The organism is Hafnia sp. CBA7124 (assembly GCF_002355555.1).
Lineage (GTDB): Bacteria > Pseudomonadota > Gammaproteobacteria > Enterobacterales > Enterobacteriaceae > Hafnia > Hafnia alvei.
The window spans coordinates 1,980,588-1,992,855 of record NZ_AP017469.1 but is presented as its reverse complement, the minus strand read 5'-3'; the positions used below and the strand labels follow the sequence as shown (position 1 = coordinate 1,992,855).

Here is a 12,268-nt window from a genome sequence, read left to right as displayed (position 1 = left end):
TGACAAAGCCCCGAAATCGGGGCTTTGTTTTAATCCGTAGAGGGTTAAACGCGTGAGCAGATTAATTCTCTGTTACCACGCTTTGCACTCTGGCAGGGCCTGGGTTATACCAACCCCAGCCGGGACCAAAGCCGGGCCCCCAGAAGCCACCGCGACCGTAGGCACCATAACCATAATCCCACGGTCCAAACGGCTGTGGCGGCATCACGATTTCCTGAGTGACATGCCAGCGCTGATAGCCCTGCACGTCCATCGTAACAAAGGTATACGGCGTCTTGCCTATTTTACCGTCGACGCTGCCGGTAAGCGGCCCAACGACCGTCACTAGCTGACCTTTGAAATCAACCGGATCCAAGAATGTGGCACTTTTGGCAATCAAACGCCCAACCGAAGGCTGGTTCAGGATAGGCCTTGCGGTGTCGTCCAATGGCATCACCGCAATCTCTAACATCGTGGCGTCTTTCTGGTTAATCACGTTAACCACGGTACCGCCAAAGCGTGATTCCTGCCCAACATACAAATCCGGCGCGTTATGAACCGCAACGAAATTCTGCTGCGGCGTGGCCGACGTGCCTTTGATTGAGTCCGGGATCGTGACACACCCAGACAACAACAGCGGGCTACAAACGATCGCCACGCTGACTAACCGACGAACCCATTGCATTGCAGGCATATTTTATTCTCCAAAAACTCACTATCTTGTTCTTATGACTATTAGTTTAGACAGAAGTTGCCTGAATTATTCACGCCCCGGTAGTTTTTTCCATGTCACTTCATTACGTAAATAAGTTGGCTGTGCATTTTCTACCGCGGTGACGTTGCCTGAGGCAAAATCGGCCAGCGCAAGAGGTAGCATATCTTCAGCCTGTGGAAGCAACATTTGACCGTCAATCAAGCGAATGGCGGTATCAGAAGCCATATCAGGATAAGTACCCCAACCGGTTCCAACGTGTGCCCAGTCGCCGCTTAGCGCCATGATATTCTGCTGTGCACGATCGGGCGTTAGCACGGCTTCGGTGCTCTCTCCTACCCACACACCATTATCTTGTCGCTGGTATTGTCCCCAATAGACTTCACCCATGCGGGCATCAATAGCGGCTAATACCTGAGTGGCGCCGGTTACGCGAAACGCGCCCTGCGCCATGGTGGCCAGAGTGGAAACGCCAATCATCGGCAGTTCAGCCCCCATCGCTAACCCTTGAGCAATGCCGATACCAATACGCACGCCGGTAAAACTGCCCGGACCACGGCCAAAAGCCAATGCGTCCAGCTGATTCAGCGTAACGCCTGATTCAGCCAACACCTGCTGCACCATGGGCAAAATACGCTGCGTATGCTCGCGTGGACAGATTTCAAACAGCGCATGTTTTTCGCCATTATTCCAGAGTGCAACAGAACAGGCTTCTGTTGCCGTATCGATCGCTAAAATTCGCGTGGACATGCCAACCTCGGGCGGGACAGTAAATGAATAAAGAAAAATCAGGATGCGGATCATAGCACAGCCTGTGTTTTGATGCTTCTGAAGGGTTTGCTGCGCTGAATAAATCGAGATGAGCAAAAAGCTCGCTGCGGAACAGAGATGAAACACCTCACGGTGCTCCATCTCATTGAGAAATGTTAATCGGCCGCGGGTTGGCTACCGGCTTTAAGGAACGTAATCACCTTATTCAGATCTCGCGTTCGCGGCGCAGGCGGTAAGCTATTCAGGAAAACTTCACCATAGGGGCGCATGACTAAGCGGTTATCGCAAATAATCACTACGCCACGATCGCTGGTATCGCGAATTAAACGCCCCACCCCCTGTTTGAGCGTTATTACCGCATCAGGCAATTGCACTTCAGCAAAAGGATCGCCGCCGCGAATACGGCAGTCTTCGATTCGCGCTTTGAGCAACGGATCGTCCGGTGAGGTAAACGGGAGCTTATCGATAATGACGCAGGATAATGTATCACCGCGCACGTCCACACCTTCCCAGAAACTGCTGGTGGCAACTAACAATGCGTTTCCCGCAGCAACGAACTCGGCCAGTAAACGAGGCTTACTGGTTTCACCTTGCAATAGTACTGGCAGCGTCATAGTCGCTCGAAACTCTTCGGCTAAATCACGCATCATGGCGTGTGACGTACACAAGAAGAAGCAGCGCCCTTCGTTAGCCTCAATTACCGGCCTTAACATTCGCGCCAGTTGTCGCGACGCACCGCGCTGATTCGGCGTGGGTAAAAAGCGAGGCACACACAGCATCGCTTGGTTGGCGTAATCAAACGGGCTCGGTAGTAATAAGCTTTTGGCTTTATTTAAACCTAGCCGCGCCGTGAAATGAGAAACATCGTCGTTCACCGCCAGCGTTGCAGAGGTGAAGATCCAGGAACCTGGCTTCTCTTTCATGACTTCACTGAATTTTTCCGCCACGGTGAGCGGCGTGAGCGCCATGACAAAATGGCGTGAGTTGCATTCATACCAATAGCTATAGCCCGGAATCGACACATCGCGCAGGCGCTTCAAGCGGTTACGATACAGCGTGGCTCGCTCAAAAGCGGCATCGAGTAACGCTGAACGACCGAGGGACATTTTCACTACGTCATAGCAGAGCTCTAAAGCATCATCGAGCAACACCAGCGCACGCTGCACTTCTGGCAATGCTAAAGCCTCGCGTAAATTCCCGCGATAGCCGGGATCGCCCAACGCCAAGCGAAAATCTTGGGCGCTCTGGCTTAATCTGTCGGCACATTTTTGCAGCTGTGCGGTGTCGCGGACTTCCGTGCGGTAGGCAATCGTAATGTCTTTGGCCAAATCCATCAGTTGGCGGCTGGTCAGTTGCTGGCCGAAATACTGGCTGGCGATATCAGGTAGCTGATGGGCTTCATCGAAGATCATGACATCAGCGTCGGGGATAAGCTCGCCAAATCCGGTTTCTTTCACCACCAGATCGGCTAAAAATAGATGATGGTTAACCACGATGATGTCAGCATCCATCGCGCGACGACGCGCTTTAACGACGAAACAATCTTTGTATTGTGGACAGTCGCTGCCCAAACAGTTGTCATTAGTGCTGGTGACGAGCGGCCATATCGTACTGTCTTCCGATACGCCATGGCAGTTACTCACGTCACCGTCTTCCGTTTGGATTGACCATCCGCGCAGGTGCATAAGATCGGATAACGCATCGGAAGCCAGTTCGCCGCCAACCATTGATTGCTGTTCTAAACGTTCAAGACACAAATAGTTCGAACGCCCTTTCAGTAAAGCCAGTTTTCCCGTGAACTTTAACGCATCACGAACGGTGGGCAAATCGCGGGCATAGAGCTGATCCTGTAGCGCTTTAGAACCGGTAGAGATAATCACCTTTGCGCCAGAACGCAGGGCGGGAACCAAATAAGCATAGGTTTTCCCAGTTCCGGTTCCCGCTTCAACCACTAACTCTTCTTTGAATTGAATCGCTTTGGTGACAGCTTCGGCCATATGTTGTTGTGCTTCACGCGGTTTAAAACCCCGTATCGCTTTAGTTAGGATGCCATCGGGCGCGAAATCGTCTGTCACACAGCCTCTCTTTCTTTTTGTGAAGGCGTGATTATGCCAAGTGTTGGCAGTAACAACCACCTACTTTGACGCAGCCTCTATATGACTAAGGCCGCCCAAAGGCGGCCTTGATAGACACATCAATACGAATATCGCTTAGCTTGCCGGTTTAAGATTGCCACGCGTGATATGCGTCAGAGGAACGTTAATATCAAAAATGCGGCTGCGAATATCGGTCGCGCCCATCTGTGCCACACGTTTGATGTGCATAGCTGCGTATTGCTCTGCGCTCGTTTTGTCGCTGAACAGGTAAATACCACCGGCTTCACCGGCATCTACATTTTCAGTCCAGATTTTTGAGATAAAACCCGGCTCTTGCGTGATGCTCTGCGCCAACGGCGTTGCCATTTCGGCCAAGCGATCACCTAGCATTTCTCCCGGCATTTTAAAATCGATTTGCAATAATACGGTCATCTGTGACTCCTTATGTTTTTCAGTTCCTGTCTCTCTCTTTGAGAATGCCACATACTTGCCACTGAAAGCAGTGTTTTTCATCCGTTTTCTATATACTCAACGGATTGTCATGTTGTAGAACCTACAAGGAGTTACTAATGTCTATCGAACGTATCAATCCAGAAAAGCGCTGGTCTGACGCCACTGTCTTCAACGACACTATCTATTACACCAGCGTTCCTGAAAATCTGGACGATGATGCAACGTCACAGACCGCCAACGCATTAGCCGCTATTGATATGATCTTGAATCAGCTGGGCACGGATAAAACCCGCATTCTTGATGCCACCATTTTCTTGGCTGATGGCGACGATTTTCAGGCGATGAACGCCGCGTGGGATGCTTGGGTGCCCGCAGGCAAAGCGCCAGTGCGCTGTACCGTTCAGGCCAAATTGATGAACCCTAAATACAAAGTTGAAATCAAGATTGTCGCGGCACGTTAATGCGCGCAAAAAAAAGCCGCTCAGCATATTGAGCGGCTTTTTTGTATGGCTAATCTGTCGTTACGCCAGCTTAATCATAATCATGCCAGCCAGCAGCAGGGTTAACCCCGCCCAACCTTTTTTATTCAAACGCTGACCGAACAGTATCCAGCCGGCAGCCACCGTGGCCGCGATACCAAAACCGCCCCACAGCGCATATGCTACGGACAGTTCGATACCTTTTACCGCCTGTGACAAGGAGCTAAATGCACCTAACACCGCGGCCAACGACAGCAACCCCATCCAAATACGGCGGAAACCGTCTGACCATTTCAGGAAGATATTAGCTAAAATTTCTAATACGACAGCAAATGCTAACCACGCGATATGGAACCACTCAAGCTGTTGCATGATTGCCTCCTACGTTAGTTTTTGTTTGCGCAGGTTTGTTCTTCATCGCTACGGCGCTTTTCTGTTCACCTGTTTTGGCAGATGGTTTTTTAGTTTTTACCGTACCCGATTTAACCAGCGCGATACCCGCAATCAGCGTAACCAAGCCCATCAATTTCATCAGGGACATACTTTCGTCAAACCACAGTACGCTGAACAAGGTAATAAACAGAATACCGATACCTTCCCACAGGGCATAAGCAACGCCTAAGGCAACACGCTTCACCGCAAAAGAAAGTAAGATATAAGAGATGGTGATCATAACTAGCATAACGATATTTCCCGTCATGCCGCCGCTCAGACTCGCCCACTTCATTGATAGCGTACCGATAATTTCGGCCGCGATGGCACATGCCAAAAAGATCCAATAAATCATTTTTCTCTCCACAGAGTTTTATTTTTTATTCGACCCGTTATTTTTTAATATTTAACCCAATCAGGCTCGTAAATAGGCGCAGTAAGGCTAAATAACATTGCAGAAAACCATTATTGGCGTTCCGATGTTAAATACGGATCGGTAAGAATTATTCGGTTAGGATAAACGCAGACAACATCTGGCTGAGTCGCTGGTTTTATCAGCTACCGTAAGTGGAGAAAGAAGCTAAAGCTCGCTACACCAGTGATGTTCACTAGAAAGCGTTGTAGAAATGAATAAGAGATATGTAGAAGTTTTAATCATCAAGCGATTGTGAGTTTTCATAATAGTTTACATCTTCCCCCCGTACCTACTCCCTACCATACGGTTTGTTCAGTGTCCTCATCAGGTTTAATTAACTGCATTATTTGTATCATAGGCAATTTTATTAAGCAAACCGCCTTTTTGCAAGTTTTCACAGAAAAATGAATATAAATAAGCAAGTTAGGTAATTAAAAAAGAAAGCCACCCTAAATGGATGGCTTGACTTCTGTGGAGCCTCAACGAGTTAGCTTTGCTTAACTATTATGCAGCGTGCATAAAACAACGCTTTTTGTGCTCACAAAAAATGGTCAAAATATTTTACGCTTTCGCGCCTGCAACCGCTTCTTTAGCCAGTTCAGTGATACGTGCGTAGTCGCCGTTGTCCAACGCATCGTTAGGGATCAACCAAGAACCACCGATGCACAGCACGCTTTTCAGTGCCAGATAGTCACGATAGTTTTGTGGGTTGATACCACCGGTTGGGCAGAAACGGACGTGAGAGAATGGGCCTGCGATAGCCTGCAATGCTTTAACGCCGCCGTTGGCTTCAGCTGGGAAGAATTTGAATTCTTTCAAGCCGTGATCCATACCCAGCATCAGTTCTGAAACGGTGCTAATACCTGGGATCAGTGGGATTGAACCGGCAGTTGCTGCTTTCAGCAGATCAGCGGTTAGGCCAGGGCTGATAGCAAACTGAGCACCGGCTTCGGTGACGTCAGCCAGCTGCTTAGCGTTGGTAACGGTACCCGCGCCTACGATAGCTTCTGGAACTTCTTTGGCGATCAGGCGAATAGCCTCAACCGCACACTCAGTACGCAGGGTCACTTCCAGCACACGAACGCCACCGGCAACCAGCGCTTTAGCCAAAGGCACAGCCTGCTCAATTTTTTTAATAACGATTACAGGTACAACCGGGCCGGCTGTCATGATTGACTCGGCGCTTACTTTCCAGTTTTTCATCTGCTTATTATCTCCATGGTGCCTTGCGGCATGGTTTATGGCTGGCGTTGTTGTTTTCAAACAGGAAAACCTTGCCCTACCCCTCTTTCTTGATGCGGAACGCATAATCTAAGGTACACAACGCCAAAAAGAATCATTAACGCGAGCTCGCATTAAGCCCGCGTCATAGAATTAATAGAATTTAATGCAGCTAGCGCCTTCTTCGGCACCGGAGAGCTGTTCACGCAGCGCGGCAAACATCTCACGACCTGAGCCATCGTGCAGCTCAGACAAATCAGGATGAACCAGTTCACGACTCGCCAATTCAGCCTCATCCACCAGCAAAGTGAGCTCGCCGGTTTTGCCGTTAACGCGAACCATATCGCCGTCACGGACTTTCGCCAGCAGACCACCTGAATAGGCCTCAGGGGTAACATGGATGGCTGATGGGACTTTGCCAGAAGCGCCAGACAAACGGCCATCGGTGACTAATGCCACTTTCAGCCCGCGATCCATCAGAACGCCCAATGGTGGCATCAGCTTGTGCAGTTCAGGCATACCGATAGCGCGTGGGCCTTGATAACGCACCACGACCACACAGTCTTTGTCCAGTTTACCGGCTTCAAACGCAGGAACCACGTCGTGCTGGCTATGGAATACCACCGCAGGGGCTTCAATGATTTGATTATCTGCAGGCACGGCGGAGGTTTTCATCACGGCGCGGCCTAAGTTACCCGTCAGCACTTTTGTACCACCGTGGGATTCAAACGGTGATGCGAAGCTAGCAATGACATTGCTGTCGTGGGATTTTTCAGGACCTGGACGATATACCAGCTTGCCCTCTTCCAAGAAAGGCTCCTGGGTATAACGGCTTAAACCGTGGCCAGCAACGGTTTCAACATCTTCATGCAGCAAGCCGCCTTTCAACAGCTCTTTGACCAGCACAGGCACGCCGCCTGCCGCTTGGAAATGGTTGATATCTGCTGGACCGTTTGGATAGATGCGGCACATCAATGGCACCACGTCAGACAGGTCAGAGAAATCATCCCAATTAATATGAATGCCTGCAGCACGCGCCATCGCCACCAAATGCATGGTGTGGTTGGTAGAACCACCGGTTGCTAGCAGAGCGATAATGCCGTTCACGATGACTTTCTCGTCAACCATGCGGCCAACAGGCATGTAATTGCCGCTTGTCTCCGTCATGCGAGTCACCTGACGCGCTGCCGCATCGGTTAATGCGGCGCGTAATGGCATATCTGGCTGAACGAAAGATGAACCCGGCAAATGCAGGCCCATCACTTCAATCACCATCTGGTTGGAGTTCGCCGTACCATAAAAAGTACAGGTGCCTGGCGCATGGTAAGACGCTGCTTCAGCTTCAAGCAGCGCATCACGGCCCAGCTTGCCTTCTGCGTACAGTTGGCGAACACGAACCTTTTCTTTGTTAGGCAAACCGCTCGGCATTGGACCGGCTGGCACGAACAGGGTCGGTAAATGGCCGAAAGACATCGCGGCCATAAACAGACCCGGCACAATTTTGTCGCACACGCCAAGATACAGCGCGCCGTCAAACATATTGTGCGAAAGACCCACAGCGGCGGACATGGCAATCACTTCGCGGCTCATTAATGAGAGCTCCATGCCGTCCTGTCCCTGAGTTACACCATCGCACATCGCAGGTACGCCAGCGGCCACTTGCCCTACTGCTCCAACCGAATGCAGCGCAGCTTTGATCTGCTCTGGGTAGGTTTCATAGGGTTGGTGCGCCGAAAGCATATCGTTATACGAGGTCACGATACCGATATTGCTCTTGATCATGCTGGTCAGAGACGCTTTATCATCCTGACCACAAGCGGCGAAACCGTGTGCCAAGTTGCCGCAGGCTAACTGAGAACGATGTACCTTCTTGCTGCGCGCTTTTTCGATTTTGGCCAGATAGGCCGCACGGCTGTCGCGGGAGCGTTCAATAATGCGTTGAGTAACTCGGGATACTGTTGGGTTCATTGCTGCCTCATGCCGTCCAGTAGACGTCGACCGGCGTTTGTGTTTGATGTAACACTGCGCGGATCGGCATCTCATTCACATCCGTACCCTGAATTGCGCGCTGATAAACATCACGCTTGCTGCCACCTACCACATGCAGGTAGATATGGCGGCTATTGAGCAGAGCCGGAAGTGTTAGGGTGATACGATCGAGTGGCGCGGTCAGCGGGGTCATCCCCATGCAGACTCGGCCAGAATCCATCGCGAGAGCTGGGAACAGATTCTCTGCCCCAGGGAAGAGTGAAGCGGTATGGCCATCATCACCCATGCCGAGGATCACAACGTCAAACGGACGAGCAATAGATTGCAACGCACGTTCGGTGTCTGCGGCTCCGGCAAACGGGGTGGCATGACTATTCTTCAAACCAACAAACTTCGCGGTTGCGGCGTGGCCCTTCAGCAAATGTTCTCGAACCAGCTTTTCGTTACTGGAATCATCATTTGCCTCGACCCAACGCTCATCCGCTAAGGTGATGCTGACCTTGCTCCACTCAATGGCTTGCTGAGTTAACGCCTCGAACAGTCCTAGTGGTGTACGACCACCCGACACGACTAGACTGGCTTCTCCCTGAGCGCTAATGCTGTGGCTCAGAGCTGCGGCTATTTCCTCAGCAAACTGTTCGTTGAGCGCCTGTGCGCTCGTAAATTCTTTAAACTGTGCCATTTCAACCTCTCCTAAACTGTTCTATACCCAAAATAATTGGAGTGCAGCCAACACCGGTGCGACTTCAAATATGCCGGGTATGAATCTCAACACACGGAGGGCGTTCCCTCCGTGATGCTTTGCGATCAAATAACGTTGTAACGTTATTCGAATTCATTCCATGCACGGCCATCGCGACTGATCATCGCAACAGAGGCAACAGGGCCCCAGGTACCGGCTTGGTATGGTTTAGGAGATTCATTATCAGCGGCCCACGCTTCCATAATGGAGTCGACCCACTTCCAGGCTTCTTCTACTTCATCGCGACGCACGAACAGTGCTTGGATCCCACGCATGGTTTCCAACAGCAAACGCTCATAGGCATCGGCTAAATGCTCTTGATGGAAAGTATCGGAGAAGCTCAGATCCAGTTTAGTGGTTTGCAAACGATGCTTATGTTCCAGACCAGGCACCTTGTTCAGGATGTCAATCTGTACGCCTTCATCAGGCTGTAAGCGGATCGTCAGTTTGTTCTGCGGCAGCTCTTGGTAAGAGTCGCTGAACAGGTTGAGAGGCGGGTTCTTAAAGTAAATAACCACTTCAGAACATTTTGATGGCAGACGTTTACCGGTACGTAGATAGAACGGAACGCCAGCCCAGCGCCAGTTATCGATATCAACGCGAATAGAGACGAAGGTTTCCGTATTACTGGTTTTGTTCGCCCCTTCTTCCTCCAGATATCCTGGTACTTTTTTGCCTTGAACAAAGCCTGCGGTATATTGGCCACGCACCGTGGTATCACGCACGTTAGAATGGTTGATACGACGTAGTGAACGCAGCACTTTGACCTTTTCATCACGAATGCGGTCAGTAGAGAGATCCGCCGGTGGTGACATGGCAATCATGGTCAAAATTTGCAACAGATGGTTTTGAATCATGTCGCGCATCTGGCCCGCTTTATCAAAGTAGCCCCAGCGACCTTCAATGCCCACTTCTTCCGCGACGGTGATCTGCACGCTGTCGATCATGCTGTTGTCCCAGTTATTCGCAAACAGGGAGTTAGCAAAACGCAGCGCCAGCAGGTTAAGCACCGTTTCTTTGCCCAAATAGTGGTCAATACGGTAAACCTGTGACTCGTCGAAGAATTCAGCCACCTGATTATTGATGGCGCGTGAGGATTCCAAATCCGTACCGAGAGGCTTTTCCATCACGATGCGGCTTGGATCTTTATTCAGACCGGATGCACCCAAACCTTGGCAGATAGCGCCGAAAGTACTTGGTGGCATCGCAAAGTAGTTGATGGTGACGCGTTTCTTCTGATCCAGCATTTTTGCCAGATTTTTGAAGTGCTGAGTGTCATTGACGTCAAGGTTACAGAAATCCAGACGCGCGCTGAGCGTCGTCCACAGTTCTTCATCAACCTTTTCCTTCAAGAAGGTGTCCAGAGCTTCACGGACGACCTTAGTGTAGGCGTCTTTATCCCAATCAGCGCGACCTACGCCGATGATACGAGTGTCCGGATGGATATGACCGGCTTTTTCTAATTGGTACAGGGAAGGCAGCAGTTTACGGCGGGCTAAATCGCCCTTGGCGCCGAAAATGACCAGGTCACAGGCCTGTGCTGTTGACGTAACCGCCATGTTCATCTCCTCGTTGCAGGATGCTTGTAATTTTATTACATAATTAATGTACTATTTTTGACTATAGCCAGTAAACATGCTTTTTTGCCGAAAAAACAACCATAAATGGTATGAAATTTTCGTTGATCCCGCCGCAGACCGCGTAATGACAGATACATTATGTAATTTTCCGTCAAAACTGAAGCAATATTACCATATCGAAAGTTAGACACACGTCATACTCTGGTAAAAAAAGCCCACGAAGCGGCATCATCTCGCTGCAAAGCAGTTGTGGCTCGTAGTATATTTTCATCAAACAATCATAGATTTCTCCTTTCTTTGAAATCGTTTTGCTCAATAGATGTCAAAATGCAGGAAAGCGGCGAGTGAAAAACACCCAATGAGCTTACCGGAGTAAGGGATTAGGGCGCACGAGAGCAGCCAACACACCTGCAATTTGAAAGATGACGGGCATACAATCCATGAGTGAATGTGTATATGAATACGCTGGACAAAATTCAGGCCAACCTGGACCAACTCAGTAAATCCGAGCGCAAAGTTGCCGAGGTTATCTTGGCTGCACCGCAGACCGCAATTCACTCGAGCATTGCGACGCTGGCGAAAATGGCTGATGTCAGTGAACCCACGGTAAACCGTTTTTGTCGTCGTTTAGAAACCAAAGGCTTCCCCGATTTTAAACTTCATCTCGCACAGAGCCTTGCTAATGGGACGCCGTATGTCAATCGAAACGTAGAAGAGACTGACAGCGTTGATGCTTATACCAGCAAAATATTCGAATCTGCGATGGCTAGCCTTGAAATGGCCAAGAATAACCTTGATATGGCCGCGGTTAATCGCGCCGTTGATCTGCTCACTCAGGCCAAGAAAATCTCGTTCTTTGGTCTAGGTGCATCCGCCGCCGTTGCTCATGATGCCATGAATAAATTCTTTCGGTTTAACATTCCTGTGGTTTATTTTGATGACATCGTCATGCAAAGAATGAGCTGCATGAATTCGAACGAAGGCGATGTTGTGGTGCTTATCTCCCACACAGGCCGTACCAAAAGTTTGGTCGAAATGGCACATTTAGCACGCGAAAATGACGCCACCGTGATTGCCATTACCTCTCGCGACACGCCGCTTGCTCTGGAAGCTACCCTACCCTTAATTCTGGATGTGCCAGAAGACACCGATGTCTACATGCCAATGGTGTCGAGAATTGCTCAATTGACGCTGATCGATGCACTGGCAACTGGCTTTACCTTGCGCAGAGGCGCAAAATTCAGAGATAACTTGAAGCGAGTCAAAGAAGCGCTGAAAGAATCGCGCTTTGATAAGGGACTGGCGCTGCCCCACCATTTTGATTAAATCGGTGATCGGCTAGGCCAAGATATAAAGTACGCGTTTTACGTCAATCAGGCACCAAAACATAAAAACAACC

Annotated in this window: 12 protein-coding genes; 2 read left to right on the top strand and 10 right to left on the bottom strand. The window is 50.0% G+C overall.

Annotated elements, in window-relative coordinates; translation table 11 throughout:
• Positions 1–61: 61 nt before the first annotated feature.
• From CPY98_RS09130 to CPY98_RS09115, 4 genes are all read right to left on the bottom strand, one after another.
• On the bottom strand, positions 62–673 hold the full coding sequence (locus tag CPY98_RS09130; RefSeq protein WP_043493031.1) for a Slp family lipoprotein: 612 nt from the start codon (positions 671–673) through the stop codon (positions 62–64).
• Positions 674–739: 66 nt separating this feature from the next.
• Positions 740–1,441, bottom strand: a complete 702-nt coding sequence (tsaB, locus tag CPY98_RS09125) for a tRNA (adenosine(37)-N6)-threonylcarbamoyltransferase complex dimerization subunit type 1 TsaB (protein ID WP_043493332.1) — start codon at positions 1,439–1,441, stop codon at positions 740–742.
• Between the two features lie 176 nt (positions 1,442–1,617).
• Positions 1,618–3,537 (bottom strand): ATP-dependent DNA helicase, encoded by a 1,920-nt coding sequence (locus CPY98_RS09120; protein ID WP_096387443.1) that lies wholly within the window; start codon positions 3,535–3,537, stop codon positions 1,618–1,620.
• A 135-nt stretch (positions 3,538–3,672) separates the two neighbouring features.
• Positions 3,673–3,990, bottom strand: coding sequence for a monooxygenase (locus CPY98_RS09115; RefSeq protein WP_025801959.1), 318 nt, complete (start codon positions 3,988–3,990; stop codon positions 3,673–3,675).
• Between the two features lie 137 nt (positions 3,991–4,127).
• Here CPY98_RS09115 and CPY98_RS09110 point away from each other — a divergent pair, with 137 nt between their 5' ends.
• Positions 4,128–4,472: a RidA family protein gene (locus CPY98_RS09110; RefSeq protein ID WP_096387441.1), complete on the top strand. Its 345-nt coding sequence runs from the start codon at positions 4,128–4,130 to the stop codon at positions 4,470–4,472.
• Between the two features lie 60 nt (positions 4,473–4,532).
• Here CPY98_RS09110 and mdtI read toward each other — a convergent pair whose 3' ends face one another.
• From mdtI to zwf, 6 genes are all read right to left on the bottom strand, one after another.
• Positions 4,533–4,862 (bottom strand): multidrug/spermidine efflux SMR transporter subunit MdtI, encoded by a 330-nt coding sequence (gene mdtI, locus CPY98_RS09105; protein WP_025801956.1) that lies wholly within the window; start codon positions 4,860–4,862, stop codon positions 4,533–4,535.
• On the bottom strand, positions 4,849–5,277 hold the full coding sequence (mdtJ, locus tag CPY98_RS09100; RefSeq protein ID WP_043493029.1) for a multidrug/spermidine efflux SMR transporter subunit MdtJ: 429 nt from the start codon (positions 5,275–5,277) through the stop codon (positions 4,849–4,851). The genes mdtI and mdtJ overlap by 14 nt, the downstream gene beginning before the upstream one ends.
• A gap of 621 nt (positions 5,278–5,898) precedes the next feature.
• Positions 5,899–6,540, bottom strand: a complete 642-nt coding sequence (locus CPY98_RS09095) for a bifunctional 4-hydroxy-2-oxoglutarate aldolase/2-dehydro-3-deoxy-phosphogluconate aldolase (RefSeq protein WP_025801952.1) — start codon at positions 6,538–6,540, stop codon at positions 5,899–5,901.
• A 171-nt stretch (positions 6,541–6,711) separates the two neighbouring features.
• Positions 6,712–8,526: a phosphogluconate dehydratase gene (gene edd, locus CPY98_RS09090; protein ID WP_025801950.1), complete on the bottom strand. Its 1,815-nt coding sequence runs from the start codon at positions 8,524–8,526 to the stop codon at positions 6,712–6,714.
• 7 nt (positions 8,527–8,533) lie between these two features.
• Positions 8,534–9,229 (bottom strand): 6-phosphogluconolactonase, encoded by a 696-nt coding sequence (gene pgl, locus CPY98_RS09085; RefSeq protein WP_096387439.1) that lies wholly within the window; start codon positions 9,227–9,229, stop codon positions 8,534–8,536.
• A 143-nt stretch (positions 9,230–9,372) separates the two neighbouring features.
• Positions 9,373–10,848 (bottom strand): glucose-6-phosphate dehydrogenase, encoded by a 1,476-nt coding sequence (gene zwf / locus CPY98_RS09080; RefSeq protein ID WP_025801946.1) that lies wholly within the window; start codon positions 10,846–10,848, stop codon positions 9,373–9,375.
• Between the two features lie 477 nt (positions 10,849–11,325).
• Between zwf and CPY98_RS09075 the strand changes: the two genes are divergently transcribed.
• Complete coding sequence (locus tag CPY98_RS09075; RefSeq protein ID WP_025801944.1) at positions 11,326–12,195, top strand: MurR/RpiR family transcriptional regulator; 870 nt, start codon at positions 11,326–11,328, stop codon at positions 12,193–12,195.
• Positions 12,196–12,268: the final 73 nt, after the last annotated feature.